The sequence below is a fragment of the Daejeonella sp. genome (genome assembly GCF_036405355.1).
Taxonomy (GTDB): domain Bacteria; phylum Bacteroidota; class Bacteroidia; order Sphingobacteriales; family Sphingobacteriaceae; genus Daejeonella.
This window is the reverse complement of sequence record NZ_DASWXT010000026.1, coordinates 1-26308: the sequence shown is the minus strand read 5'-3', so window position 1 is coordinate 26308 and position 26308 is coordinate 1. Positions and strand designations below refer to the sequence as shown.

At 40.1% G+C, this 26308-nt stretch carries 27 protein-coding genes and 1 pseudogene; 16 read left to right on the top strand and 12 right to left on the bottom strand.

The genetic code is table 11. The features are described 5' to 3' along the window. Positions 1–479, top strand: a pseudogene (locus VGE44_RS03055) (hypothetical protein); the annotation flags it as partial. Between the two features lie 156 nt (positions 480–635). Here VGE44_RS03055 and VGE44_RS03050 read toward each other — a convergent pair. From VGE44_RS03050 to VGE44_RS03030, 5 genes are read right to left on the bottom strand one after another with little or no spacing between them, the layout of a single operon-like run. Continuing rightward, positions 636–1535, bottom strand: a complete 900-nt coding sequence (locus tag VGE44_RS03050) for a serine hydrolase (RefSeq protein ID WP_331076285.1) — start codon at positions 1533–1535, stop codon at positions 636–638. 10 nt (positions 1536–1545) lie between these two features. Continuing rightward, positions 1546–3432: a hypothetical protein gene (locus VGE44_RS03045; RefSeq protein ID WP_331076284.1), complete on the bottom strand. Its 1887-nt coding sequence runs from the start codon at positions 3430–3432 to the stop codon at positions 1546–1548. Positions 3433–3447: 15 nt separating this feature from the next. Beyond that, positions 3448–4032, bottom strand: a complete 585-nt coding sequence (locus VGE44_RS03040) for a LutC/YkgG family protein (RefSeq protein WP_331076283.1) — start codon at positions 4030–4032, stop codon at positions 3448–3450. A 16-nt stretch (positions 4033–4048) separates the two neighbouring features. Continuing rightward, positions 4049–5425 carry a lactate utilization protein B gene (locus tag VGE44_RS03035; protein ID WP_331076282.1) on the bottom strand — a complete coding sequence of 459 codons (1377 nt, stop codon included), beginning with the start codon at positions 5423–5425 and terminating at the stop codon, positions 4049–4051. Beyond that, a complete protein-coding gene (locus VGE44_RS03030; protein ID WP_331076281.1) occupies positions 5422–6168 on the bottom strand; it encodes a (Fe-S)-binding protein in 747 nt (248 codons plus the stop codon). Before VGE44_RS03030 ends, VGE44_RS03035 begins: the two co-directional genes overlap by 4 nt. Positions 6169–6392: 224 nt before the next feature. On the opposite strand from VGE44_RS03030, the gene VGE44_RS03025 reads away from it, so the two are divergent. The 3 genes from VGE44_RS03025 to VGE44_RS03015 all read left to right on the top strand — a co-directional run bounded on the left by VGE44_RS03025 (position 6393) and on the right by VGE44_RS03015 (position 9371). Continuing rightward, positions 6393–7304, top strand: coding sequence for a PHB depolymerase family esterase (locus VGE44_RS03025; RefSeq protein ID WP_331076280.1), 912 nt, complete (start codon positions 6393–6395; stop codon positions 7302–7304). A gap of 380 nt (positions 7305–7684) precedes the next feature. Next, positions 7685–8641, top strand: coding sequence for a bifunctional molybdenum cofactor biosynthesis protein MoaC/MoaB (moaCB, locus tag VGE44_RS03020; protein ID WP_331076279.1), 957 nt, complete (start codon positions 7685–7687; stop codon positions 8639–8641). 304 nt (positions 8642–8945) lie between these two features. Next, positions 8946–9371 carry a nuclear transport factor 2 family protein gene (locus VGE44_RS03015; RefSeq protein WP_331076278.1) on the top strand — a complete coding sequence of 142 codons (426 nt, stop codon included), beginning with the start codon at positions 8946–8948 and terminating at the stop codon, positions 9369–9371. Positions 9372–9419: 48 nt separating this feature from the next. Here VGE44_RS03015 and VGE44_RS03010 read toward each other — a convergent pair whose 3' ends face one another. The 7 genes from VGE44_RS03010 to VGE44_RS02980 form a co-directional block, all read right to left on the bottom strand. Then, positions 9420–9770, bottom strand: coding sequence for an MmcQ/YjbR family DNA-binding protein (locus tag VGE44_RS03010; protein WP_331076277.1), 351 nt, complete (start codon positions 9768–9770; stop codon positions 9420–9422). Further along, positions 9767–10279, bottom strand: coding sequence for a DUF4251 domain-containing protein (locus VGE44_RS03005; RefSeq protein ID WP_331076276.1), 513 nt, complete (start codon positions 10277–10279; stop codon positions 9767–9769). The genes VGE44_RS03010 and VGE44_RS03005 overlap by 4 nt, the downstream gene beginning before the upstream one ends. A gap of 1532 nt (positions 10280–11811) precedes the next feature. Continuing rightward, positions 11812–12261 (bottom strand): KTSC domain-containing protein, encoded by a 450-nt coding sequence (locus VGE44_RS03000; RefSeq protein ID WP_331076275.1) that lies wholly within the window; start codon positions 12259–12261, stop codon positions 11812–11814. Between the two features lie 187 nt (positions 12262–12448). Beyond that, on the bottom strand, positions 12449–12712 hold the full coding sequence (locus VGE44_RS02995; RefSeq protein WP_331076274.1) for a zf-TFIIB domain-containing protein: 264 nt from the start codon (positions 12710–12712) through the stop codon (positions 12449–12451). A 146-nt stretch (positions 12713–12858) separates the two neighbouring features. After that, a complete protein-coding gene (locus tag VGE44_RS02990; RefSeq protein ID WP_331076273.1) occupies positions 12859–15003 on the bottom strand; it encodes a xanthine dehydrogenase family protein molybdopterin-binding subunit in 2145 nt (714 codons plus the stop codon). Between the two features lie 5 nt (positions 15004–15008). Next, positions 15009–15461 carry a (2Fe-2S)-binding protein gene (locus VGE44_RS02985; RefSeq protein WP_349256854.1) on the bottom strand — a complete coding sequence of 151 codons (453 nt, stop codon included), beginning with the start codon at positions 15459–15461 and terminating at the stop codon, positions 15009–15011. Between the two features lie 205 nt (positions 15462–15666). After that, on the bottom strand, positions 15667–16743 hold the full coding sequence (locus VGE44_RS02980) for a sialidase family protein (RefSeq protein WP_331076271.1): 1077 nt from the start codon (positions 16741–16743) through the stop codon (positions 15667–15669). A 186-nt stretch (positions 16744–16929) separates the two neighbouring features. Between VGE44_RS02980 and VGE44_RS02975 the strand changes: the two genes are divergently transcribed. The 12 genes from VGE44_RS02975 to VGE44_RS02920 all read left to right on the top strand — a co-directional run bounded on the left by VGE44_RS02975 (position 16930) and on the right by VGE44_RS02920 (position 26055). Next, a complete protein-coding gene (locus VGE44_RS02975) occupies positions 16930–18210 on the top strand; it encodes an amidohydrolase/deacetylase family metallohydrolase (protein ID WP_331076270.1) in 1281 nt (426 codons plus the stop codon). A 30-nt stretch (positions 18211–18240) separates the two neighbouring features. After that, positions 18241–19527, top strand: a complete 1287-nt coding sequence (locus tag VGE44_RS02970) for an amidohydrolase/deacetylase family metallohydrolase (RefSeq protein WP_331076269.1) — start codon at positions 18241–18243, stop codon at positions 19525–19527. An 8-nt stretch (positions 19528–19535) separates the two neighbouring features. Continuing rightward, positions 19536–20789, top strand: coding sequence for an amidohydrolase/deacetylase family metallohydrolase (locus tag VGE44_RS02965; protein ID WP_331076268.1), 1254 nt, complete (start codon positions 19536–19538; stop codon positions 20787–20789). Positions 20790–21104: 315 nt separating this feature from the next. Next, positions 21105–21425: a metalloregulator ArsR/SmtB family transcription factor gene (locus VGE44_RS02960; protein ID WP_331076267.1), complete on the top strand. Its 321-nt coding sequence runs from the start codon at positions 21105–21107 to the stop codon at positions 21423–21425. A gap of 3 nt (positions 21426–21428) precedes the next feature. Further along, positions 21429–21893: an SRPBCC family protein gene (locus tag VGE44_RS02955; RefSeq protein ID WP_331076266.1), complete on the top strand. Its 465-nt coding sequence runs from the start codon at positions 21429–21431 to the stop codon at positions 21891–21893. Positions 21894–21899: 6 nt separating this feature from the next. Beyond that, the gene (locus VGE44_RS02950) at positions 21900–22274 is read left to right on the top strand and encodes a DoxX family protein (protein ID WP_331076265.1); all 375 of its coding nucleotides are present in this window, start codon (positions 21900–21902) and stop codon (positions 22272–22274) included. A gap of 17 nt (positions 22275–22291) precedes the next feature. Next, positions 22292–22873 (top strand): YdeI/OmpD-associated family protein, encoded by a 582-nt coding sequence (locus tag VGE44_RS02945; protein ID WP_331076264.1) that lies wholly within the window; start codon positions 22292–22294, stop codon positions 22871–22873. 57 nt (positions 22874–22930) lie between these two features. Further along, positions 22931–23488, top strand: a complete 558-nt coding sequence (locus VGE44_RS02940; RefSeq protein ID WP_331076263.1) for a dihydrofolate reductase family protein — start codon at positions 22931–22933, stop codon at positions 23486–23488. Between the two features lie 244 nt (positions 23489–23732). Then, on the top strand, positions 23733–24335 hold the full coding sequence (locus tag VGE44_RS02935) for a TetR/AcrR family transcriptional regulator (RefSeq protein WP_331076262.1): 603 nt from the start codon (positions 23733–23735) through the stop codon (positions 24333–24335). An 84-nt stretch (positions 24336–24419) separates the two neighbouring features. Then, on the top strand, positions 24420–24935 hold the full coding sequence (locus tag VGE44_RS02930; RefSeq protein ID WP_331076261.1) for an acyl-CoA thioesterase: 516 nt from the start codon (positions 24420–24422) through the stop codon (positions 24933–24935). Beyond that, positions 24917–25513 carry a DUF1572 family protein gene (locus VGE44_RS02925; RefSeq protein WP_331076260.1) on the top strand — a complete coding sequence of 199 codons (597 nt, stop codon included), beginning with the start codon at positions 24917–24919 and terminating at the stop codon, positions 25511–25513. The genes VGE44_RS02930 and VGE44_RS02925 overlap by 19 nt, the downstream gene beginning before the upstream one ends. 20 nt (positions 25514–25533) lie before the next feature. Beyond that, positions 25534–26055: a DinB family protein gene (locus VGE44_RS02920; protein ID WP_331076259.1), complete on the top strand. Its 522-nt coding sequence runs from the start codon at positions 25534–25536 to the stop codon at positions 26053–26055. The last annotated feature ends 253 nt before the right edge of the window (positions 26056–26308 follow it).

Sequence of the window (26308 nt, the reverse complement as noted above, 5' to 3'; positions counted from 1 at the left end):
TGAATAAGAATATTGCCAAAAACTTTATGGTAAGACAGGAAATCGAATTTGAAGTGGATATCAAAGATGTTGTTGATGTAGAACTTGAAACTTCATATGCCATTAATAAAACTCAGTATTCTCAGGCAAATTTTACGGATCGCCAAACCAATAGTCTGAGTTTTCAGCTTCGGGGAAGAAACTACTTTTTCAAAGATCTTACCTTAGGTTATGATCTTAGAAAAACTGTCAACTCAGGTTTTGACAACGGAATTGTAAGAAACCCAACTATTCTTAGATTGTATACAGAATACCGTTTTCTTAAGGGAAATAGCGGAACCATACGTTTTGAAGGTAATGACCTGCTAAATGAGAATACCGGTATTTCCAGGGATGTTTTTGACAATATCATTATAGACCGTCAGATCAACAGGCTTGGCAGATACTTTATGCTCTCTTTCATAATGAGGTTAAATAAGTTTGGAGGAGGCTCGAAATAATTGACAGTTGATAATTGATAATTGACAATTATAATTTATTCTTCATTGTCTATAACAAGTCTTAACTTTAATATCCAACTGTCAACTGTCAACTGTCAACTGTCAACTGTCAACTGTCAACTGTCAACTGTCAACTGTCAACTGTCAACCCGATAGCTATCGGGTCTCAATTAAAACTCCGTATTTCGTCGCTTTCATCATCGAGAAATAATCAAACACCCTTTTGGAAAGTGCGCTGATAATATTTGATGGCGTAGCTGAAGTTTTATAATTTTCCATGATGGCTAGTGCATAAGGTCTTTTGGACAAATAGACAATAGCCCATTCAGTAGACACCCCTCCCATTCCACCGGGTTTGAATGCAATCTTTACATTGGCGGGAAGTCCATCAGCAATTTTACTATTCGCAATCGGATTATTCATGAGGATAGAAAGTATCTCATCAGAAGTCGATTTATCTATGAATTTACCTTCATACAATAACTTCATGATCCTGACAGCTTCCGCAGGAGTGGAAATATTCTCTTCATTTCTAAGAGAAGCAGGCTGATCAATCATCTTACGCTGCAATCTGGTATTCGAAAAGCCAAGGGATTGCATTGTATTAGTTACATTTTTCATACCAACCAGTTCAATCAGGGTATTGGTCGCTGAATTATCACTCAGTCCGATCATCAGTACACATAAATTTCTAATACTCAGATTAACCGGATCAACCATAACATTCAGAATCCCTGAACCGGCAACTGTATTTGAAGGCAACAATGGTCTTATGTCAGTTAGAGCAAACTTCTTTTCATGTGCCTGTTTGTAAACCTCCATCAGGATTGGAATCTTAATTGCACTTGCCTGAGTAAAAACGACATTCTCATTGATACTTATAGATTCTCCGCTGCTCAGATCAACAGCCATCATACCCGTTAATGATGGCGATGTCGCCATGATCATTTGCAGATCCTTTTCAGTCTTCTGTTTAAGAATATCTCTTGCTGATAACTGAGCAAAAACTGTCAGATGTACAACACAAAAACCAATAATCAGCAAGGGACTCTTCATATAATAAAACTTAAACTTTAAAATCAGGATTTTCAGTGATACGTTTGCCTTCGTTTTTAAAAGCCTGAATGTAATCGGATATTCTTTTCCTGGCTTCCTGCAGATTCTCATTATTCAGGTTGATGTTGAGCAGGTCAATAAACCATGGAATCTTAAATTCATTGAATACATAGATCTCTGCAATCTCTCTTGCGATAGGCAGGGTTGTTGTTTTTGAAGCATCATACACATCTTTATTATTCGCTTTTAGCAATTTCTCATACTCCTCATCCATCAGCCTTCTGAGCAGCTCTTTTGTGAATATATCACCAGTTTTGACTCCTGTACCAGGATCATCCTCTGTAAACACCGCTCCTTTGTGTACCCATTCCCAAACAATGCTTAATCTGATTTCCCCGGTTGCCATATCCTCCATCAAATAAAGGATATCATCATTCCCGAAATCATCTGCCGCCTTCAGTGCAGCTGCCTGCATACCCTGTGCAAATGCATTTCCATACTGAATAGCTACACTCAGCAAATTTCTGGCTCCCCTGATTGTAATTGGTGCCGGCTCGAGTAAGATTAATCCGTCGGCATCCTGCTGAGTGTATGTCAGTGCAGGGAATTTACGTCCAACCTGATTTGCTTCTCCGATCTTTTCCCATACAGGCCTAACAATATTGACCATTTTCCAATGGGCAACCCATTTTCCACTCGCACCTTCGCGCTGCTCCCTCTCTGCACCAGCCAAAGCTTTTTTCATACTGGCGGCAACACCTTCTGCCGATCCAACCGGGATATTGGGTTCCATACCTCCCTGCCAGATTGCGCAGTTTCCATTGATATCCGGCGTATTAACTGCCCTGCGTACGCGGTCTTCATAATTCCGCATATAACCATAAGTCATGGTCACCGATTCAATATTCGGATTTATAAAGCTTTTATCCCATGCCATTGCATCAGAAACGCTGTTTATATAATCCCAGCGACCGGTATTATAACCTACGAAATGCTTACCCAGAACCGCTCTGATCTCCATCAGCTGATAGGTAGCTTCAAGCTGCTCTACCAGAAGATATACTTTAATTGTTCCGTTCTCAAGACCCAAATGATCTTCCAGTGCGCTTAACATGTTATTCCATAAAGCAGCCTCTCCGGCAGTCTGTATTTTAGGTAAATACAACACAATAGAGGAACCTGTTTTACGCAATTGTCTGTAATTATTCACAACATAAAGACAAAGATCGGCGATTGAAGCAGCCAGAGCCACACCGTCGGCATCACGAATATGCCTGTCGTCTAAATGAAGTCCGCGGCAGCGGAATATCTTGGTAGTAAAATCAAGCTGGCTTTTCCAGTCCTTTACAATTTCCTGCCCCAGAAATCCTTCCGACCATCTGTTCATCTCAGCGGCAACCTGCTCGGCCACTTTTAAGAAAACCGGATCCTTGGAAATGGCAAGCTTGAGATTTCGCTGATTATCCAGTGACATGCTGGCGATCTGTCCTAAGGCATCTTCCCCATCAAACATCCAGCCATCAGCACCGGATAAAAGGGCATAAGCTGCATTCCTGATGCTGCTTTCGAGACTTGCGTTTGGCTTCGCTGCCGGACCTGTTCCCTGAATCCATTGCCGCTGAAGATCAGGCGGAATTACTGAGCCTTCGAACCTGCCTTCCCGGGCATCTTTTACTTTTATTGAGGAACCCGGGATCAGAATTTCAGGATCGTAAAATTCAATTCTTTTACTGTTTTTATGACGATCATTACGGCGTTTGATCCGTTCATTCATCAAATGTTTCACTGATTTATTGAAATGCGCCATCGTGTTTAATGCCAGCAAAACTTCATCAGTATAAATATCTCTGTACTGTTCTCTTAAATTATCACGAATGATGATTGAATCGTTCTTCATTTGTATTCAGGTAAATTATTTAATCAGATAAACGGTCATACTTAATGGACCATGAGCACCAAGCACCAAAGCCTGCTCAATATCGGCTGTTTTAGAAGGTCCACCGATAAAACCTCCAAATCCATAATCTTCTGAAGCTATTTTTACGTAAGCATCATGCATGGTTGAAACAATGCTGTCCTCCCTAACAATCACAGCAAGATGCTGGGCAATGTATGGTAAAACGCGGTGCCCCATAACATCCTCTGTAAGCCAAACCGCTCCATTTTCTGCTACGGCAAGGCGGGCTTCTATAATGGCTAATTCAACATCCTCAAGTGTATGAGGATCTGCATCAGGGTCAGATATCTCGGCTACATCACTTAAAGCCGGAAGATTACTCAGGATTCGTTTGCTTTGATCAAAATCCTTTCGGATCAGTTCCTTTACACTCTCAAGACTTCCCGCCGAAACAAGCAAGCCCCCAATGCCCGCAAACATTTCACTGTACTTTTTCACTACATCTTCTTCATGCACCTTAAAAACCGAAATATCCGGAAGTGCAGAAAGCGGTGGCTGATTCTTTTTTACAGCTGCCAGTATATTTTCTCTAGTGCTCATTCAAAATTCTTATTAATCATTTCTTGGATCCATTCTTAGCATACCATTCTCCAAAGGATTGCTGTGAGCTATCCGGCATATCGCGCTGCTTATACCATGGATTAAACTTATTGTTGATAGCAAATGGTGCATTATTAAGTAACCAGCGTCCTGTTTTTCCGGCTGTCTTGTAGATTTCGGGAGAAGAAAGTGTCAATGCCATCGCTTTCATACTAAAAGTTTTACGGTTTGCAGAATATCCCTGTTTTACAATCTCCTGGCGCCATTTATAAAGCTGATCATGTATCGGAATTTTAACTGGGCATACATTGGAACAGGATCCGCAGAGCGTTGAAGCAAAAGGTAAATCTGCATGCTGTTTCATATCCAGATTTGGCGCCAGAATTGCCCCGATAGGCCCGGAAATTGTATTATGATAGCTTAAACCACCACTCTTGCGGTAAACCGGACAAGTATTCATACAGCCTCCGCATTTAATACATTTCAGTGACTCCCTGAAATCAGGACGGGCCAATAAATTGCTTCTGCCCTTATCAACAAGAATCAGGTGCATCTCCTGCCCCGGACGAGGCTTTTTATAGTGACTGGAATAAATGGTTATAGGTTGCCCTATTGCACTGCGGGCCAGTAATCTTAGGAATACCCCGAGATGCTTCCGCTCAGGAATGATCTTCTCAAGCCCCATGGATGCGATCTGTACTTCGGAAAGATGAGCGCCCATATCGGCATTTCCTTCATTCGTACAAACCACATATTCCCCGGTTTCAGCAACGGCAAAGTTCACACCGGTGAGTGCTGCCCGACGGGTAAGGAATACATTGCGAAGGTGCTTACGTGCCACACGGGTAAGTAAAGTAGGATCTGACAGGCCTTTCTCAGTACCAAGATGCTCATGAAACAGCTCCCCAATCTCTTCCTTACGCTTGTGAATACATGGCAATACAATATGGCTAGGTGGCTCATTATCAATCTGCTGTATGTATTCCCCAAGATCAGAATTGATTACCTCAATACCCCGTTCTTCCAAAAATTCATTCAAATGACATTCTTCAGTAAGCATAGACTTACTTTTAACCATTTGTTTGATCTCTTTTGCTTTCAGGATAGAATAAACAATCTGATTGTGCTCCTCTGCATCTGATGCCCAGTAAACCTTAACACCATTTTTCTTCAGATTCTCCTCAAACTGAATCAAATAATCATGAAGATTCGAAATCACATTAGATTTAATTGCTGACGCAGCTTCCCGTAATTCCTCCCACTGAGGGGTTTGATGAGCAGAACGGTCACGCTTTTGTCTGATCCACCATAGTGCACCATCATGCCAGTCGACACGTTCTTCATCTTTATTAAATTCTTCTGCTAATGCTGCGTGATCTAAAGTACTCTTCATGCCTTTATGGATGAACTGTTTAATATTTCTGCTATATGTATAATCTTAACCTTGCTTTTATTTCGCTGCAGGATTCCTTCCATGTGCATCAGACAGGAAAGATCCGGTGAAGTAATGTATTCAGCTCCATGTTTTGTATGATCTGTAATACGGTCTTTACCCATCTTAACAGATACAGCTTCCTCTGCAATACAGAAAAGGCCTCCAAAGCCACAACACTCATCCACTCTATCAAGATCAGTTAACTCCAGGCCGGAAACCATGTTCAGCAAATGACGTGGCTTGGAAAAATCAGGTGCAACCAGCTCAGACATCTGCGCCAGATGAAGACCTCTTAATCCATGACAACTTTGATGAATCCCAACTTTATGCGGAAAATGGGCTTCCAGTTTCTCAATCTTTAAAACATCTGTCAGAAACTCTACCAGTTCATAGATCTTTCCCCGAATCTCTGTTGCCGCAGCTTCATCAGCATGTGAATGCAAATGATCTTTGACATGGAGTACACAACTCGCAGATGGTGCAACGATATAATCAAATCCTGAAAAATTTTCTACAAAAAGATCATTACAGGATTGAGTAAGGTGTTCATAACCCGAATTTGCCATTGGCTGACCACAACAGGTCTGTTTAGACGGATAGCTAACATCAGCACCTAATTTCTGAAGTAACTCAAGTGTGGCTATCGCAGCATTTGGATATAACTGGTTAACATAACAGGGTATAAAAAGACCGATTTTCATCTGTTTATTATGTTTTTGAATTTATTTGTTGGATGGGGGTCTTTTAGATTAAATTTCGATTCCGGGAATTAATCAGACACACAATCATTCGCAGAACAAAATACACATTTTTTGGAAAGTTAAAACAGATAAAAGTTGATTTCTATCAGTTAAACAAAGAAATTTTCATAAATTTTCCTGATACTTGATTATCCAAGCCTTTGTCGATTTTTTGTATTATGAAAATGAAATCTATTTACCTTTTTATAAGCTTGTTCTTCAGCCAGTTTAGTTTTGGCCAATCGCCATCAGAACAGGGTCTGCATACCGATTCAATGAGTTATGATGGCCAGCAGCGAAAATACATGTATTATATCCCATCCGGGATTGAGAACTATAAGAAAGTACCTGTAGTATTTTTCCTTCACGGGATGGGTGCCAGTGCACAGATTGGTGTTAATGTTTTGGGACCTCAATACCATGCACGGGCAGAGCGCGATAAGGCAATAGTTGTTTATCCTGATGCGACCTCAAAACACTGGAATGATAAACTGGGTGGAACCTATCCCCTAACCGACAAGATCGATGATGTGGGCTATTTAAGCTCATTAATAGACCTCTTCATCAGGGATTTCAAAGGAGACCCAAAACGGGTTTATTTCTCAGGCAGTTCGAACGGGGGAATGATGACTTATCGATTAAGCTGTGATATTCCTGAGAAGATCAGGGCAATTGCTCCTTTTGTCTCGACAATAAGTCCTGGGGTAGCCAAAGAGTTTGCAAAAGCCAAACCAATACCTATCATCATTACAAGCGGAACTGCAGATTCTGTCATTAAATGGAATGGTGGTACAATTAAGGTGACCCGTACCCCGGTAATATTATCAGGGGATGAAAATGTAGCCTATTGGGTAGCCAGGAATGGAACTAAGAAAAAAGCAAAAATCACACATTTGCCTGATGTTGAGCCTGGTGATAACTCTACCGTTGAAATTCAGCATTATAAAGGCAAAAATGATGTGATCCTATATAAAATCATTGGCGGCGCTCATACCCATCCAACCCTCCGGGCACCGGGGAAGCCATTGGTTAAGGGCCTGAACATGGATTATAATTCTTTTGAGAGAGTATGGGATTTTATGATGTCGTATAAGTAGGATCAAGGATCAAAGAGCCAAGAACCAGGAACCAAGACTTAGTCCGCGTTCATTTGAAATTTGGACTCAAGGATAATGACTATTACTACGTCATTTAATAATGTAGGATAAAGTACATACAACCGACAACTGACAACTGACAACTGACAACTGATTGAATCCTGGTTCAGTTGAAATTTGTTCTTAAGGATTTTAACTATTACTAAGTCATTTAATATTTTAGAATAAATTACAGACAACAGACAATAGAATCAAGAACCAGGAACCAAGACTAAATCCTGGTTCATATTAAATTTGTGCTCAAGGATTTTAACTATTAGTAATACATTTCTAAACAACGGTAAATTACTAACAACCAACAACTAACTAACAACCAAAAAATGCGCGACATCAGTCATAAACAGATCACACTCCGTACTGCCAGGGCAGTGGGGATCATATTTTGTTCAGAAAAAAGTATTGATCTGATTAATTCAAATAAGCTTCCCAAAGGTAATCTGTTTGATGTGGCTCGTGCAGCCGGCTTTTTAGGGGCCAAGCTTACTCCACAGCTCCTACCCCATTGTCACCCGGTAACTATTGATGGCATGGATTTTACTTTTGAATTCCTTGGAAGAAAGTTGCACTCCGATTTATTTAATGATGACATTCTTAACCGGACTGGAATAGTGATCCAGGGTGAGGCCAAATCCATAGGTCGTACCGGGATTGAAATGGAAACACTAACGGCTGTTTCAGTTGCGGCACTGGAAATTTACGATATGCTGAAACCTGTTGATACTACTCTTGAGATAGGGCATATTAAGCTTCTGGAAAAGAAAGGCGGGAAAAGTGACCGAAGCCGGTACACAGAAAGCTCAGCTGTATGCGCCGTTTTGGTTTGTTCTGATTCAACGGCGAGTGGTGAGCGTGAAGATAAAAGCGGAAAACTTATTTGCAACATGCTCGAAACTTCAAATGCCAAAGTATGGCATTACAAAGTACTCCCCGACGATAAGGATGCAATACAAAAACAAATTCTGGATTGGGTAAAAGAAGATATACAGTTTATATTTACTACCGGAGGCACCGGACTTGGTCCAAGGGATAACACGGTTAGTGCAGTAAAAGAGATTCTGGAAAGAGATGCAGACGGCATTACTGAAGCAATCCGCAGTTTCGGACAAATGCGTACTCCTCTTGCGATGATGAGCCGATCGGTGGCCGGATCAATTGGTAAAACATTAATCGTCACCCTTCCCGGAAGCACAAATGGAGCAAGAGAATCCCTGGAGGCCATTCTTCCAGGAGTATTCCATGCCCGGAATATGCTTGACGGGGAAGGACATGGGTGTTAACTGGTTGTTGCCTGTTACCTGTTGCCTGTTAAGGCGTAGCAGCAGGCATAATATTACCTTTTAACTCTATCAATCGATTTACATTCTGCTTTGAGCTTTGGGCTTTGAGCTTCTAGCTTCCTCGGTAAAAATTCACTTCCAACCATTCACCTACCATTTACCGCCGTTTACCGAGAACTTACCAGCATCTGCCTAATTGCTATATGCCGGCTTTGAGATCCGTTATACATTTGATCAAGAAAACAAACAAAAAAAATATTAACACACACCTAAACAAAAAAATTAAAACTAAAAAACAAGTATTATGAAAACTTTAAAAACTATCGCCGCAGCATTATTAGTAGTATTATCAACAAGTGCATTTGCATCAGATGATACCAAAAGTGAAAAATTAAACATCAATTATGCTCTTAAAGCATATATCGATGCAGTTGCACATGGTAAGATCAGTGGCTTGAGTGAAGTGATGGACAAAGACGTAAAATTCACTTCGACACGTGGACAGCAGATCGTTAATCATGACAGAAATCAGATTCTTAATTCACTGAAAAACCTAAAAGATGTTGAGCAAAACTGTACTACTGAGTTCAGCATTGTTGAATCAACCCCTACTCAAAGCATTGTTAAGGTAACTATGAAATATGAAGGATTTTCCAGAATTAATTACCTGAACATGTCTAATACAGGTAAAGGATGGAAAATTGTTAGTGTTGCGACTTCTTACATTTAATAACTACTCATCTAAACAAGAAAGGCCTGCTTTGCAGGCCTTTCTTGTTTACTGATTTCCGGATTGCCCGACCTGTTCAGCAAGCTTCCGCGGGGCAACAGTACAATAACCGCAGGTTAGGATATCCTTTAATAAATCATTTCTGACTTTGTTTAGTTCAATTAGTGTCCAGCCTTGCTTTCCCCATTTATTGGCAACGGGATAAATAATCTGCTTATCAAAAGCTGATAAAACATCCTGATCTATGGGGGTTAATCTGATACAGGCCAAATTATTTTTCAAATCAAGTGTCGCAAATATTTTATTCTTAACCCTAAACGATGTCTTTTCAAAATGAGGTGCTTCCGTTGATTCTGGAAAAGAAAGTGCAAGCTCCCGGAAAATTGACTCTGTAATCATCTGTTACTCTTTCGGGGAGGCCGGGGAGCATCGATATCTCCATAAAATGATATGGGTTGCCGCATATTACTGGTTACCCGCAAAGTGGCATAACCAGAAGTAGAAATAGAAAAATTGAGCTGATCAGGATCACTTGGATCGTTAATACGGATTGTGATATCATAACTGCCATTCTTCATAGTCTTCATTTCATAATCAAAATCGTAAGAAGTAAATTCCAATGGACTATCAGTTTCTCCAAACCTTGCCTGGTTGGCTACTCCATAATAGGGCAGATTACTCTCAAGTGTATCCTGACTGATCTTGAGAAAAAACTCAGAAGTTAACTGGATCATGCCCCCGGAACTTGGAGTAGCCGATTGCGGACTAAAAACAAAAACCCTGCTTTCAAGAAGTTTTTTGATTTGCTCCTGTTTCTCCAATTTGTTTTTTTGCCCAAAGGCGCTAATGCTGATCAGAGCCAGTAGGCTCAAAAGGATAAATCCTTTTCCTAATCTGTTGACTTTCATAGTATTAATTTATGAATATTATTGATAAACAATACTATATACGATCAAAAATAATAAATCGTTAGTTTAAGAGGGGAATGGGAAATAGGGAATAGGAAATGGGGAATAGGGAATGGGAAATGGGGGAATGGGGAATGGAAACCCGAGCAGGTAAAATTTCAACGTTCGGTTCTTCTCAATAGCTCCAAGCCGATAGCTCATAGCTGATTAAAACTATAATGCTCAATTCGAACTAATGTTAATTTAACTAAAACGAAAATTTCGGGGTGCTTTTTGCCTCTCCTGCCACCCTGCAGGATGACAGAAAGGAGACAGAGTCCTACCTGATTCGTGAAGTCTCCCGGAGTTCTTCGGGAGCTGTTCGCCTGCCGCCGAAGCCTTCTCAAACAGCTCCCGAACCTGTCCCGAACCTGTCCGGAATCTGTCCCGATTCTGTCCGGGAGCAGACTCGAAGGCCAGTCGAACAGCAGTCGAAGCGGACTCGAAGCGAACTCGAAGGAATTGAACATTTTCCCGAACAAAAAGAAGAAAAAATGCGTTTTAAGGTAGATTACATGAACAAAATGTAAGTTTTCCCGAAGAAACACGCTGGAAACGCATTGTTTCAATTTAAGGCCTGAATAAAGAATTCTGTTGAGATTTTGCACTTTGATTGAACACAATGTTGTCAGAATTGAAATCTTATTTCTGACGGCCTTATTTTAGCCTTAAATCGGAAAACAGTCCCGGAGTTCTGAACTACTGAAGGCTTGAATTAAATTTACAAAAAAAAACCTGATTTTTATACTATTTTATCCTGGTGAAGCTTGCCTGGCTGGTAGCTTAGACCCGGCAAATTTTGCCTCCCCAATTTTAATAGCAGAGATGGTGGAAATTAAGGTTTTGAAGAACGATCTCCTTCACCATGATCTGATTACAAGAACCGCGTTCTTCAAATAGCACTTTGAAGTTTTCTTTTCAGTTAAGTTAACCTGCACATTCAGCTCAGATCCAAAACTCATCGGATGACTTGGAGTCATTGTTGTCCGGTAAAAATAAAAAGTTTAAAATATCCTTTTAAAAAGTATCGTGAACGATTTTATTTCCTGATCTCAAAAAGCAAGCCCCGCTTTTAAGCGGGGTAAACAAGGGGGATATTCCAGGCTTCAGCCCAAAACAATCCGTTTATACCGGAACACCCGCATCGGGCTTCAGCCCGATTAAATGTTGTCGGCGCTGAAGCACCGGTTTACGTTATTTTCTAACCTGCTATATGTGGGGCTGAAGCCCGAATTGAATCACGCCGATTACAACCCGCCTAAAGGCGGGCCCTATTGAGCGATACGCCTATACCCGAGATTAAAATAAACAATCATTAATAAAATACCCTCTTTCCTAAATATGGCTAGAGTTTCAATTCTGCTGCCGGGCTAAACCTTAATAAAAACTTTCCCCGGACACTAGTAACTTGGAGTCATCCGATGAGTTTAATGATTAATGTTATGCTAAAAAATCAATTTCGGTAATCGAGGGAAACCCAAATGGCAGGATTATCAGGCCATAGCTACACGCTTGCTGGTGCTTCTATAGACATAATTATTATAAATATGTCTGCGCGCAAATCTGCCTGGAGAATCGGCATTGATCAGTTTAATGTAAACAGCACGGGGAACATCGAAATATTCATATTCATTCCCATCGCCAAATTTTACGGTTAAAACCTGTCCCTGATATTCAAAATCTGCAATACCAACACTGGAAGTGGTCAGATTATAATCATCAAGCGTTTGCAAACGGGTCTCAGGTGCAATGCTTACCAGGAAATGATAGGCTTCTATTATGCTTTTACTTTTTTCTTCCGCTTCAAGCTTGCTTTCTGCAGATTCAGTAAATTTATCAGGATGCCAGTTCTTCATTAAAGTACGGTAAACCGTCTTCAACTCCTGCAATTCAGCATTTTTGTCAACTCCTAAAATCTTTCTGTAATCAACGATCTTTCTCATAATTTAAGTTTAAATAATTGCGAAAGATAACAGGTGCATGGTGACTGGCCTTCCGGAAAATAATTTTGCAAAGGTATGCTTTTAAAAACAGGTTCTGCTATATCCTCCGAAAATGAAGAACAAAAGAAAAGCCTTAATACTTTTGAAGGTAAAAGGCTTGATAATTTAACGTGAATAATATACCGGATCAAAAATCAAAAATATCATCCAAAAAGGATTTTTTCTTCCGCTGAGGATGGCTTTTATGGTAATCATCATCCTGATCATACTGGTACTTTTTATAATCGGAGTCGTAATTACTTCTGTTTGAATAATGTTCTGCTGAACGTTCAAGGATCTTTTCCAGTTCACCACGGTCAAGCCAGATACCACGGCAATCAGGACAATAATCAATCTCTACTCCTTTTTTATCTGCAATCAGTAATGTTGTCTGACAATTTGGACACTTCATAATTCAAGTCAATTTATATTTTTTCAGATCAAAATAACAATTGCAAAAATCTTCAGGAAACCTAAAAAATAAATTGACATTCCTGTGGATTAAGCATAAAAAAAGCCGGCTGATTGATCAGCCGGCTTTTCTAAAAATTATAAATTTTAAGAAACTGTTTTAAAGACATCTTCCTCAATAAAAGGCTGATTTCTCAAACGTTTACCGGTAGCCTTGAAGATTGCATTTGCAACGGCACCACCTGTTGGTGGAAGAGCAGGCTCACCCAAACCGGTAGGATCAATTCCGTTATCCACAAAATGTGTCTCAATTTCAGGAACCTCCTTCATTTTAATCAGGCGGTAAGTATTATAATTGTTCTGATCGGCCGCACCATCTCTGAAACTTAACTTACTGTACATTGCATGTCCCAATCCGTCGACGATACCACCCATTACCTGATGACTGGCCCCATTCATACTAACAACCTGACCGCAATCAGAAACCGCATAGATCTTTTTAACCACCGGCAATCCGTTACGCATAATCACATCAGCAACCTGGGCAACATAAGAAGCATGGGAGAAATAAACACTGAAACCCTGCGATACATCCTTCTTCTTACCCCAACCAGATTTTTCGGCCGCCATTTTAATCACACCTTCCATTCTGCTGATATCATATCGAATGTCACCAACCGGTGATTTCTTAGCTTTTGCAAGAAGATCAAGCCTGAACTGAACAGGATCTTTACCTGCTGCCTGAGCTACTTCATCAATAAAGGCCTGCTCTGCAAAGGCAAGAAAATTAGTGATAGGAGCACGCCATGCACCAGTTGTGATTGGCGATTTATGCTCAACTGAATCAATTAACAAATTATCTACGGCACCTGAAGGGAAATTATGCTCCCTTGTTGGATTACCTGAATTGATACCAACACCCCTCAATTTATATCCTGTAAGGTTACCCGATGCATCCAATGCAGCCTCAAAACGATAGCGGCATGCAGGACGATAGGTACCGGCGGTCATATCGTCTTCTTTGGTCCAGATCAATTTTACAGGAGCCTTGATTATACTTGACAATTCAGCAGCTTCAGTAGCAAAATCATTTTTTAATCTTCTTCCGAAACCTCCGCCTAAACGTGTAAGCTGCAATGTAATTTTATCCTCCGGCACTTTTAATAATTGGGAGACTTCTGCACGTGCCCTGGCCGGAGTTTGTGTCGGGCCAACAAGTTCAACCCCATCCGGACGAACATGAGCGAAAAAGTTCATGGGCTCCATCGGACTATGGGAAATAAACGGACACTGATACTCGCCTTTTATTACTTTGGCTGCATTTTTAAAAGCTGTATCAACATCCCCGTCCTTACGTCTGACAGTCGCCTGCCCGTTATCCATTAAGTTCAGAAATAATTTATCATGATCTTCTGTACTTTCCAGATCGAATTCTTTTTCATACTCGATCTTCAGCATTTTTCTTGCCTTAAGAACCTGCCAGGTAGATTTACCTACAACGGCCACATTGTTCTTAAAAGAAACCACATCGATAATTCCAGGCATTGATTTAGCGATAGAACCATCAAACGATTTCAGCTTCATACCAAACTGCTCAGGACGCTGGATCATTGCATAAACCATCCCTTCACGGTAGAAGTCTAAACCAAATAAAGGCTGGCCTGTGACTATTTTACGGTTCTCAACATTCCTGACTGATTTCCCGATCAGTTTGAAGTCCTTACGGTCTTTCAACTTCACGCTGGAAGGCACGGGGATTTTAGATGCAGCTTCAGCAAGTTCACCGTAACTTAATTTCTTGCCGGTTTTGCTATGTGTCACAAAGCTATTGGCTGCGGTACATTCAGAAGCAGGAACAGACCATACTTTAGCCGCAGCTTCAATCAGCATGAATTTGGCTGTTGCACCCGCATTACGAAGTAATTTCCATGAATGCGGAACTGCGCCGCTACCCCCGGTAAGTTGACGGTCAAACTTATTATCGAGATTTGCCTGAAGTACTTTCACTTTTTTCCAGTCGGCTTCGAGCTCTTCAGCCACAACCATTGGAAAAGATGTGATAATATTTTGTCCTAACTCAGGGTTTGGGGACATAATAGTCACGACACCATCGGTAGCGATTGACAAATAACTATTAAAACCTATATTTCCGGCAGCCATTGCTGAATTAGAAATAACTACGGGAACACTGGCTTCGGCACTGAACCAATTAAATCCAAGTACAAGGCCACCCCCTGTTATTGCGGTCATTTTTAAAAAATCGCGCCTGCTGTTTGTTGTTTTACCTGTCATGATGATCAAATTTTAGAGCTGGCCAATTTCACTGCTTCCCGAATACGGTGATACGCACCGCAACGGCAGATATTACCATTCATTGTAACTTCAATTTCATCCATGCTGGGTTTAGGGTTTTGCTTCAAAAGCGCAGCCGCGGTCATGATCTGACCAGCCTGGCAATATCCGCACTGAGCCACATCAATCTCATCCCATGCCTGTTGTAAAGGATGATCACCTTTTTCGGACAATCCTTCAATTGTAATAACCTGTGAAGTACCCACTGCCGACACAGGGTAAACACAAGAACGTGTTGCAGAGCCATTCACATGGACTGTACATGATCCGCATTGTGCAATGCCGCAACCATATTTGGTTCCTACCAGGCCCAAATGATCACGCAATACCCATAATAATGGGGTATCGGCCTCGACATCAGCCTGCAGGGTCTTTCCGTTAACCTGAAGTTTGTAAATTGCCATAAGTATTAGTTTGATTCAAAGCTAAAGTTAATTAAAAAAGAAAGAATTAAACAAGAGTTCCGAATGTGATATTTTTGTTGCCTTCTGCCTGTTTTGATGTGAAATGTAAATACTATTGAAATTTCAGCATCCCCTGATTAGAAATCATCACCAAATATTTGAAATCCCACATAATCAGGCGAATGACTTGCAATTTCCATTAATTGCTTATCCAATTGAAGGGGAAACTCAGAAACACATTCTCACTGTATTCATTCTTCTCGAATAGCATTCCGATTTCTCCATTCTTCATCACAACAAGATCAGAGTATGCTGCAGAACCCGCATAAATAGTCTTTCCTTTGCTCCACGTTTTTCCTTCATCATAACTGATTTTAATGCTCAGGTTTTTACGGGAATCTTTGCTGTCTGCATTCACAAATAACAGACAATTGATGTTTTTACTATTGTAACGAATAATTGCAGCATTACAAGCCGGGTCCGTCAAAGCAAACTCAGGTTTGCTCGTCCAGCTTTTTCCCTGATCCTTTGAAATATGGACGTATCGCATACCCGGTGAATTCACCCGGGAATTGACCATCCAGGAGCCATCACTCAACTCAATAATTTTTGATTCGTCGGCTGGCTTCAAAGGAGTATCACGCAAAAACCAGGTTTTCCCATGATCACTGGATCCAAAAACAAACACTCCGTGTTTCAAGTTTACCAAAGTATGTAATAAAACACCCGAAGCGGTTTGAGTGCCTTTCCCGGAAGTAATAAATTTAAAATCGCCATGCCATTCCGGCTTACTGATCTGATAGCTAATATCTTCCGGTTCAGACCAGGACTCACCATTATCCGTACTTTTAATGAAATGCAGATAATAAATATCCTTCTCCTTATTCAGGTCCATAAAATTATAAAACATGAAGATTGTACCTGTTTTGCTGTCGTTTATAAAAGAAGGGTCGGATGCTGATTTTCCCAAAGGATAATCCACCAATGTGCGGATATCCGTCCAGGTTTTACCATGGTCCCTGCTCTTTCGCATTACAATATTAATGTTATCATTTGCTTTCAGATCTGCACATGACGGTCCCCTTTCATCTATTGCAGCAATCAGGTCTCCATTGTTTGCTACCACCAAAGCAGGGATACGATAGCAGGCAACATTGCTTTTCATTTTCACATTAAAAAGATCAAGCTGATTCAGGCCATTTACCAGGCCGGGAACAGGTGTCTGAGCTTTCAAAACTGTCGCAGAAAGCAGAAAAAAAGAAAGAAAATATTTCATAGAAATAGGATGTGCACGATTAATTTATTACCTGAATTTAAATGTAATAAACATGTTATAGAATTAAATCTACAACAAATGGCAATTTGAGAACCTTTTCTGATTATTTGCAAGAAATTTACAGGGAGAATGCCTGTCCTTAAAAATCTTGATTTATATTGGAGAATAATTAACATTAAATAAACAATGAGAAACAGCAAAACAAAATTTACACTCTTAAGCATTCTGAGTTTTCTATTAGTATTCAGCAGCATGGCACTGAGTGCTCAGGAAATTGATCTTTTATTGAAAGGTGGTCAGGTAATTGACCCAAAAAACAAGATAAATGCCAAAATGGATGTGGCAATCGCAGATGGGAAAATAGTCAAAGTAGCAGCAAACATTCCGGCTAATTCAGCTAAAAAAACTGTTGATGTATCTGGCCTATATGTAACCCCGGGCATCATTGATATGCACGCTCACGTATTCCAGGGGAATGACCTGGGATCATATATTGCCGATGGGCAAACTGCAGTTCCGGCAGATGCATTTACTTTCAGAGCAGGTGTTACTACTGTGGTAGATGCAGGATCATCTGGATGGAGAAACTTTCGCCTGTTCAAAGAGCAGAACATAGACCGCTCGCAGACCCGCATCCTTGCTCTTTTAAATATAACCGGAAATGGAATGTATGGACGTTTTGAAGAGCAGGACAAAACAGATTTCAACCCTGAGATGACTTCCTATATGATCACTAAACTGTTTCCAAAGATTATCGTTGGTATCAAAGCTGCGCATTACTGGGGTGATTTCACACAGGTTGACCGTGCTGTTGAAGCAGGAAAATTAGCTAAAGTACCGGTAATGGTTGATTTCGGCGAACATCAGCCTACCAATTCGATAAAATCTTTGTTCCTGGAGCATCTTCGTCCCGGTGATATCTTCACACATACATTTGCTTACGGACCAAAAGATCGTGAGACTGTAGTAGATGATGAGGGTATAGTAAAGCCTTTTATTTTTGAAGCTCAGAAAAAAGGAATATTATTTGATGTTGGTCATGGTGGTGGTGCTTTTTTCTGGCGCCAGGCAGTTCCTGCAATCAAACAGGGATTCAAGCCTGATGTAATCAGCACTGACCTTCACTCTGACAGTATGAATGGTGGAATGAAAGATATGGCAAATGTGATGTCTAAATTCCTGAATATCGGTCTTACCTTAGAAGAAGTAATTGAAAAATCTACTGCAAGTCCGGCAAGGGTAATCAACAGACCAGACCTTGGTAATCTGAGCGTAGGCTCTGAAGCAGATGTTGCAGTATTCAGCGTAAAGAAAGGTAATTTTGGATTTACTGATGTTAGAAGAAATGTTCTGAAAGGAACACAGAAAATGGATGCAGAATTAACCATCCGTGCGGGTAAAATCGTTTGGGATCTGAACGGTGTCAGCGGACCTATCTGGGATTCTCCACAAGCAATTACAAGATAATTTATTCTAAGACCAAACCATATTAAATCAATGCGAACTTATTTTAAACCACTAAAAAGCCTCTCGCTTTTATTATTAATTGTCTTCTTAGTAACAAATGTAAGAGCACAGGAAATTGACCTTCTGTTAAAAGGCGGACATGTAATTGATGCCAAAAACAAAATTAATGGCAAAATGGATGTGGCTGTTAAAGACGGTAAAGTTTATCGTGTAGCAGCGGATATTCCGGCGAGCTCGGCTAAAAAAACTGTCAATGTCAGCGGACTTTATGTAACCCCGGGACTACTTGATATTCACGGACACGTATTTCACGGTACCGAGACTAATTACTTAAGCAATAGTCTGGATGCTCTTCCACCGGATGGATTCACTTTCCGTGCGGGAGTAACTACTGTTGTAGATGCCGGTGGTGCGGGATGGAAAAACATTGATTTATTCAGAAAGAACATTGTTGAGCATTCTAAAACCCGTGTACTTTCATTCATGAACATTGTAGGAGGCGGAATGCGTGGGGTTGAGGGTTATGAGCAGGATGAAACTGACATGGATGCAAAACTCACTGGTACCATGGCACTAAAGAATAAGGATATTGTTGTTGGAATTAAACTTGCTCATTATATCGGTCACGACTGGGAACCCACAGACAAAGCAGTAGAAGCAGGCAGAATTGCCAGTATTCCGGTGATGGTGGATTTTGGAAAAGCACTTCCTCCCCTACCTCTTGAAGATTTATTATTAAAACATTTGCGTCCGGGTGATATTTTAACCCATGCTTACCGTTACGATCAGGAATATGACAAAAATGGAAAAATGCTTGAGCATAAACAGGCGATTGTTGATGTAAAAACCAAAAAAGTTAAGCCGTTTGTGTGGGAAGCACGCAAAAAAGGCTTGATTTTCGACGTAGGTCATGGTGGAGGGAGCTTCAACTGGAGTCAGGCAGTTCCTGCGATGGAACAAGGTTTCCAGCCTGATGTTTTAAGTTCTGATCTGCACACCGGAAGTATGAATGCCGGTTTCAAAGACATGGCTAATCTGGCATCTAAGTTTTTGGTTTTAGGTATGCCTTTGGCTGATGTGATTGCAGCATCAACCTGGAATCCTGCTAAAGTAATTCAACGCACCGAATTGGGTAATCTGAGTGTAGGAAGCGATGCTGATATTGCGGTATTCAGACTCCGTGAAGGCGACTTTGGATACATCGATGCAAGCGGAATGGCATTAAGAGGAAAACAAAAACTGGAAGCAGAATTAACTTTACGCAGTGGTCGTGTAGTTTGGGATCTGAACGCACTGAGTGCTCCATTAGCAAAATAATAATGAATATGAATAAGTTCATACAAGCAGGCAGATCCGGATTATTCGCGATCTGCCTGTCTGTTTCTGCCCAATTTGTAATTGCGCAGGAAATAGACATTTTACTAAAAGGCGGGCATGTAATTGACGCCAAAAACAAGATCAGTGCAAAAATGGATGTAGCTGTCAGCAATGGCAAAATCCTGAGAGTTGCACCAAATATTCCCGAAGCCGGTGCCAAAAAAGTGGTCGATGTAAGCGGGATGTACGTGAGTCCGGGATTAATTGATATCCATACCCATGTTTTCACCGGACCGAATCCTGGTTTCGGGCATGGCTCATCCAGCGTAAAACCGGATGATTTTACCTTCCGCGCCGGTATTACTACTGTGGTAGACGCAGGGACATCGGGTTATAAGACCTTCCCTCTGTTTAAGGAACAAATCATCGACCGTTCCCGAACACGTGTGCTTGCCTATCTGAATGCATTCGCACCGGGCATGGTGGGTACAGCCGCTGAACAGGAAGACATGAAGGCTCTTGAAATCGAAAAAGCAGATGAAACTATAAAAAAGTATTCTGATAATATTGTCGGAGTAAAGATTGGCCATTATTCAGGTAAGGACTGGAAGCCATTTGATGCTGCCGCTTCACTGGCGCATGCCAATAATCGTCCCCTTTTTGTGGAATGCCATATCACCGAGTTTTCCCTCGAAGATCAGCTGAACCATATGAAGGCCGGTGATATCATTACCCACGCCTATGAAAACGTTTCTGAACGTATGCCGGTGGTAGATGAGAATGGGAAAGTCCGCCCCTTTGTGCTGGATGCCCGTAAAAAAGGAATTCTATTTGATGTGGGTCATGGTGGTGTTGGTTTCTGGTTTAACCAGGCTGTGCCTTCAGTAAAGCAAGGACTCGCACCTGATACTTTCGGAACTGATATGCACCATAACAGCGTCAATTCAGGCATGAAAGATATGCTGAACCTGATGTCGAAGTATCTGAACATGGGTATGCAGACTGAGGACATCATTCAACGCGCAAGCTGGGGTGCGGCTACTGCTATTAAACGCCCTGATCTGGGGAACCTGAGTGAGGGTTCTGTTGCAGATATTGCAGTAATCAAAGTGCTGGACGGCAAATTCGGTTTTCTGGATGCAGCGGGCTTTAAGCTGGAAGGGACTAAAAAGTTTCAGGCTGAAATGACTATCCGGGCAGGAAGAATTGTATGGGATTTGAATGGGATGGCTGGAGTGCCCTGGTCTAAGGACTTGAAGTAAGATTTAAAATGAAAATATTTAAAGAAGGCTCCGGAAACGGGGCTTTTTTTTGTTATGAGTGATAATATTGGCACAATACCATCTCAATTATTGGTATCGCGATGAATTTATCATTCTGTTGTTCGGCATATTATCTCCTCCAAAAATAACTTTATAGTTTAAATAAAAAATCAAGGAATAAAATACAGTGAGCCCCTTTATTCCCATTTCGGTTATACACTATATCTTTTTCCTGATCCAGCTGACAAAAAATCTGAAAAAATAATTTGCGTAGTTAAATAACTACATTTAAATTTGTAGTCAAATAACTACATAATGAATTTAAGACGAGACGTATTTCAAGCCATTGCAGACCCGACACGAAGGGCAATACTTTTATTACTGACATCCCAATCAATGACAGCCGGTGCAATCGCTGCGAACTTTGACACGGCCCGGCCAACGGTTTCAAAACATCTGCAAATCCTGACAGAATGCGAATTGTTAAAGCCAGCACAAAATGGAAGAGAAATTTATTACCAGCTCAATCCCCAAAGGATGAAAGAGATAGCTGAATTCATCGAACCATTCCGCAAAATGTGGGACGACAGATTTAATAAATTAGAAGAGGTAATGAAAAAACACAAAAACACATAAGACATGGAACAAAAAACAAAAGTAATCGCTGAAGACAAAAAGCAGGAAATCGTAATAAGCAGAGTTTTCGATTTGCCTTTGGAATTGCTATTTAAAGCTTATGAAGATCCCGAACTTTTTGAACAGTGGATGGGTACAAAAATTTTAAAACTGGAGAATAAGAAACACGGTTCCTACGCTTTTGAAACATCCCATAATGGAATAGTTGTATTCAGGGCAAATGGTACAATCCATGAATTTATTCCTAATCAGAGAATTACCCGAACATTTGAAATGGAAAATACACCATTTCCGGTGCAGCTTGAATACCTGGAGTTTGAAAAACTGACCGAAGAAAGCAGTAAACTCACCATGCAAATTGTATTCAAGTCTATTGAGTTCAGAAATCAGCTTGTGCAAATGCCTTTTGCACAAGGCATCAATATGGCTCATAACAGGCTGCAGGAGATTGTAAACAAATTAAAATAAGATAATATGACAAAAAGAAACAAAATCATTTACTGGTCTGTAACAATATTCCTTTCGGTTGGAATGTTAGCGGGGGGAATCCAACAAATGCTTCAAATAGGCGGATATAATGAAATAGTAAGTAATCTTGGATATCCACTATATCTTTTAAGTATAATAGGATCATGGAAAATCCTGGGTGTCATTGCTGTTCTGATTCCAAAATATCCACTTTTAAAAGAATGGGCTTATGCCGGATTCTTCTTTGTAATGTCGGGGGCTTTCATTTCTCATTTAGCAGTCAGACAAGCTTTTACAGAAGCCATCCCATCATTAATATTATTAATTGCGACCGTTATATCCTGGTATTTAAGACCTGCGGACAGAAAAATTAAATTGTAAAAAGCTGAACATACCTTATGAAAACAGAAGCGGATCACTTTTTTGAAAAAGCTCAAAAATGGCAAGAAGAATTTCAATTATTAAGGGAAATTATCTGCCAGAATAAATCGCTTGAGGAAAACTATAAATGGATGCACCCATGTTATACTTTTGGAGGAAAGAACATTGTTCTCATCCATGGATTTAAAGATTACTGTGCAATATTGTTTCATAAAGGGGTTTTGTTAAATGACCGCAAAGGCATTTTAATTCAGCAAACTGAGAATGTGCAATCTGCCAGACAAATACGATTCAGTAATGCTGAGCAAATCATAAAACTGAAATCCATTATCATAAACTACATTAGCGAAGCTATTGAAATTGAAACATCGGGTAAGAAAGTAGCATTGAAAAAGGCCTCTGATTATCCTGTTCCTGATGAATTTCAGGAAGTATTAAAAAGTGATAAAGATTTGAAACAAGCCTTCTATTCCCTAACACAGGGGCGGCAAAAAGGATATTTGTTCTACTTTAATCAAGCCAAACAATCAGAAACCCGTAAAAATAGAATTGAAAAATACTATCAGCGTATACTAGCCGGAAAAGGCTTAGACGATTAGAAATAAACAGCATGATAAATTAACAAAATTGTAAAACGACATCAACTTACATCTAAAATGAGAAAAATAACAGCCTTCATGTTCCTGACTATTAACGGTCGCTTCAAGGGACCGAATGAAGACATAAGCTGGCATATACACGGAGAAGAAGGTAATGAGTTTTCAGAAGATCAGCTTAAAGCTGATAACATCCTGCTTTTTGGAAGAAAAACTTATGAAATGATGATGAGCTTCTGGCCAACAAAGATGGCTTATGACAGCTACCCAAATGTAGCAGAGAGGATGAATAAATCAGAAAAAATTGTGCTTAGTAATTCACTTAGGGATGCAGACTGGCAGAATACAACAATTTTAAGCGGCAATACTATTGAACAAATACGTGAACTCAAAAATACTTCCGGAAAAAACATTACAATACTGGGCAGCGGGACAATAATAAATCAACTTACAGATGCCGGACTTATTGACCAATATGAATTTTTGATTGACCCTATAGCCATTGGAATAGGGACTCCCCTATTCAATAACATCAGCAGCAAACTTGAACTGGCCTTAATTGAAAGTAAATTATTTAAGAAAAGTGGTGCAGTTTTACTGATATACGCAAGAAAATAAAGACCCCTGATAACAAATATGTAATTTTTGGGGTCTAAAGTGGATTTGTTTTAAACACCCTTAAGCTAAATTATTCGGGTTAGAAACCCATATTATATGCATATATGGGACGCACTGCCGAACATCCCGAATATCGTGTTCATTATCTGACCAGGTTAATCCAATTCTTAATGACGGTTTACATTTTAGAATACTAATAAAAAATATACCAATCGGTATTTTTTCTATTATATTTGTATCCAGTATGAATAAATCAGAATCAAAAGCCGATCGTACAAAACAATACATTGTCGAGAAAACTGCCCCTGTATTCAATTTAAAGGGATATGCTGGGACTTCAATCAATGATCTGATGAATGCGACCGGACTTTCAAGGGGGAGCATTTATGGCAACTTTGAAAGCAAAGATGAAGTTGCCCTGGCTGCATTTGATTATAATTTCGGGAAAGTTGTGGCATATATCAGACAGAAGACAATAGCCCGCACAGGATGTATCGATAAGCTATTGGTTTATCCCGAAACTTACCGGAACCTGTTCACTCTCCCCTTCCTTGAAGCCGGATGCCCGCTTCTAAATACTTCTGCTGAAGCCGATGATACCCATCCCCTGCTCAGAGAAAAAGCTGTAAAAGCGCTTAAACTTTGGCAAACATCGGTTGAGCTAATGATAAAAAAAGGGATAGAGACTAAAGAAATTAACCCCTGTACCAATGCAGCCGAATTTGCAGCCATTCTGATGTCGCTGGTTGAAGGGGCCGTTATGCAGGCAAAGCTTACAGGCCAATTAACAGAATTGAATTTTAGCATGAATTTTCTCGAAAACATGATCAAAAACTTAAAAATTTAATTTTTTTTGAACCATAATATACCGAACGGTATATTTTAAAGAACAATATAAATACAAGCGTATAATTTTAATAAATACAGACAAATGGAAACATTAACATTAGAAAAAGAAGTCGAAAGTCAGACCCTGGTCCGCTTTCCCGATTGTGACCCTTTCAATCATTTAAACAACTCAAAATATATTGACTACATCATAAACGCACGCGAAGATCAGCTTTTAAAATATTATGATATCGATATTCATAAAATGGTAAAAGAAACGGGTCTGACCTGGGTGGTTGCCCAGAATAATATTTCCTATCTCGTTCCGGCAGAAATTATGGAAACGGTCACCATACAGACCCGATTGCTATCATACAATGAAAAGACCCTGCTCCTTGAAGCATTGATGTGGGATAAGGATAAAAAGATCATCAAGGCAGTCATGTGGTCAAAACAGGCTCATTATAATCTTCTGACAAAGAGAAGTCATCAGCATTCGGAGGAGTTTATGGATTTCTTTAAGTCTGTTCACTATCCCTTGCCTAATAATATGTTATTTGATGAAAGGGTTAAGTCTTTAAAACAACAAAATCTCATACAATGGAAACAAGCTATTTAAACAGTGTAATCAGGCAGTTTGAGTATTATAAATCACTCGGAGAAAAAACTTTTGCTCAAATCAGTGATGAAAATTTTTTCTGGCAATACAATGAAAACAGTAACAGTATCGCCTTGCTGGTAAAGCATTTATGGGGTAATCAAATGAGCCGCTGGACCGACTTTTTAAATACTGATGGAGAAAAGGAATGGCGTGACAGAGATGCGGAATTTGAAAACGACATGAACTCAAGGAAGGAAGTACTAAAAAAATGGGATGAAGGCTGGAATGTATTTTTAGACAGTCTGAAATCCCTGAAAGAAGAGGATCTTGATAAAACGATTTACATCCGTAACCAGGGGCATTCTGTAATGGAGGCCATTAACAGGCAAATGGCTCATTACCCCTACCATATTGGTCAGATTGTATTTATTGGTAAAATGTGTGCCGGGAACTGGAGTACCCTTTCTATTGCTAAAGGAGATTCAAAAGCTTTTAATGCCGCCAAATTTTCGCTTGATAAACACCGGAAACATTTCACGGAAGAGTTTTTACAGGATCCTGAAAAAGGAACCGGAACTGAAAATCAGAAAAATTGAACCATTAAATATGCTAACAGATGTCATTTTCTATACCCAAAACCATTGCTATACTCGAAAGAACGCCGAATATTCTCTCAAGTATGCTTCAAAACCTCCCCACTGAATGGGTCAGTTGTAATGAAGGTCCTGAAACATGGTCTGCATTTGATGTTATTGGCCATTTAATTCAGGGTGAAAAAGCCGACTGGATGATCAGAACCAAAATTATTCTATCCGACAAAGCAGACAAAAGCTTCGAAGTCTTTGACCGTTTTGCCCAGTTCAAAACCAGTCAGGGAAAATCAATAAATGATTTAATTCTGGAATTTGCCAGCTTAAGAGAAGCCAATCTTGAAGAATTAAAAAGCCTTGGAATCAGTGAAACTGACCTCAAAAGGACCGGAAATCATCCCGCACTTGGTGCTGTAAGCTTAAGGCAAGTGCTGGCATGCTGGGCAGCCCATGATCTGAGTCATATTGCACAAATCTCAAGAGTAATGGCTAAACATTACAAAGAGGATATCGGTCCTTTTGTGCAATATTTAAGGATTATGAGCTAGAGGAATTTAATGTTAGACAAGAATTGGAAATGGGAAACAGGAAATGGAGAATTCCACCTGATACCTAATGTTCATTATTTGATTTAATTTCCAAACTCCAATACCAATTCCCTATTCCCAGGCTCCCATTCCCTATTTTCTATTCCCTATTCCCTATTCCCCCACACCTCTTTCTGCTTCACAACTAATTTGAAAAAATATTTGCGAAACCGAATAGTTGCATATATATTTGCAACCATATGGTTTCATAAAA

What these genes read in the sequence shown, in the direction of transcription:
- VGE44_RS03025 (WP_331076280.1), top strand. Translation starts at nt 6,393, where the DNA reads ATGAAATCTATTTACCTTTTTATAAGCTTGTTCTTCAGCCAGTTTAGT.
- VGE44_RS02940 (WP_331076263.1), top strand. Translation starts at nt 22,931, where the DNA reads ATGAGAAAAATAACAGCCTTCATGTTCCTGACTATTAACGGTCGCTTC.
- VGE44_RS02960 (WP_331076267.1), top strand. Translation starts at nt 21,105, where the DNA reads ATGAATTTAAGACGAGACGTATTTCAAGCCATTGCAGACCCGACACGA.
- VGE44_RS03010 (WP_331076277.1), bottom strand. Translation starts at nt 9,770, where the DNA reads ATGATTACAGAGTCAATTTTCCGGGAGCTTGCACTTTCTTTTCCAGAA.
- VGE44_RS03050 (WP_331076285.1), bottom strand. Translation starts at nt 1,535, where the DNA reads ATGAAGAGTCCCTTGCTGATTATTGGTTTTTGTGTTGTACATCTGACA.
- VGE44_RS02930 (WP_331076261.1), top strand. Translation starts at nt 24,420, where the DNA reads ATGGAAACATTAACATTAGAAAAAGAAGTCGAAAGTCAGACCCTGGTC.
- VGE44_RS02945 (WP_331076264.1), top strand. Translation starts at nt 22,292, where the DNA reads ATGAAAACAGAAGCGGATCACTTTTTTGAAAAAGCTCAAAAATGGCAA.
- VGE44_RS02935 (WP_331076262.1), top strand. Translation starts at nt 23,733, where the DNA reads ATGAATAAATCAGAATCAAAAGCCGATCGTACAAAACAATACATTGTC.
- VGE44_RS03045 (WP_331076284.1), bottom strand. Translation starts at nt 3,432, where the DNA reads ATGAAGAACGATTCAATCATCATTCGTGATAATTTAAGAGAACAGTAC.
- VGE44_RS02990 (WP_331076273.1), bottom strand. Translation starts at nt 15,003, where the DNA reads ATGACAGGTAAAACAACAAACAGCAGGCGCGATTTTTTAAAAATGACC.
- VGE44_RS02975 (WP_331076270.1), top strand. Translation starts at nt 16,930, where the DNA reads ATGAGAAACAGCAAAACAAAATTTACACTCTTAAGCATTCTGAGTTTT.
- VGE44_RS02995 (WP_331076274.1), bottom strand. Translation starts at nt 12,712, where the DNA reads ATGAAGTGTCCAAATTGTCAGACAACATTACTGATTGCAGATAAAAAA.
- VGE44_RS02925 (WP_331076260.1), top strand. Translation starts at nt 24,917, where the DNA reads ATGGAAACAAGCTATTTAAACAGTGTAATCAGGCAGTTTGAGTATTAT.
- VGE44_RS03030 (WP_331076281.1), bottom strand. Translation starts at nt 6,168, where the DNA reads ATGAAAATCGGTCTTTTTATACCCTGTTATGTTAACCAGTTATATCCA.
- VGE44_RS03035 (WP_331076282.1), bottom strand. Translation starts at nt 5,425, where the DNA reads ATGAAGAGTACTTTAGATCACGCAGCATTAGCAGAAGAATTTAATAAA.
- VGE44_RS03015 (WP_331076278.1), top strand. Translation starts at nt 8,946, where the DNA reads ATGAAAACTTTAAAAACTATCGCCGCAGCATTATTAGTAGTATTATCA.
- VGE44_RS02950 (WP_331076265.1), top strand. Translation starts at nt 21,900, where the DNA reads ATGACAAAAAGAAACAAAATCATTTACTGGTCTGTAACAATATTCCTT.
- VGE44_RS02955 (WP_331076266.1), top strand. Translation starts at nt 21,429, where the DNA reads ATGGAACAAAAAACAAAAGTAATCGCTGAAGACAAAAAGCAGGAAATC.
- VGE44_RS02920 (WP_331076259.1), top strand. Translation starts at nt 25,534, where the DNA reads ATGTCATTTTCTATACCCAAAACCATTGCTATACTCGAAAGAACGCCG.
- VGE44_RS03040 (WP_331076283.1), bottom strand. Translation starts at nt 4,032, where the DNA reads ATGAGCACTAGAGAAAATATACTGGCAGCTGTAAAAAAGAATCAGCCA.
- VGE44_RS02965 (WP_331076268.1), top strand. Translation starts at nt 19,536, where the DNA reads ATGAATAAGTTCATACAAGCAGGCAGATCCGGATTATTCGCGATCTGC.
- VGE44_RS03005 (WP_331076276.1), bottom strand. Translation starts at nt 10,279, where the DNA reads ATGAAAGTCAACAGATTAGGAAAAGGATTTATCCTTTTGAGCCTACTG.
- VGE44_RS02980 (WP_331076271.1), bottom strand. Translation starts at nt 16,743, where the DNA reads ATGAAATATTTTCTTTCTTTTTTTCTGCTTTCTGCGACAGTTTTGAAA.
- moaCB (WP_331076279.1), top strand. Translation starts at nt 7,685, where the DNA reads ATGCGCGACATCAGTCATAAACAGATCACACTCCGTACTGCCAGGGCA.
- VGE44_RS03000 (WP_331076275.1), bottom strand. Translation starts at nt 12,261, where the DNA reads ATGAGAAAGATCGTTGATTACAGAAAGATTTTAGGAGTTGACAAAAAT.
- VGE44_RS02970 (WP_331076269.1), top strand. Translation starts at nt 18,241, where the DNA reads ATGCGAACTTATTTTAAACCACTAAAAAGCCTCTCGCTTTTATTATTA.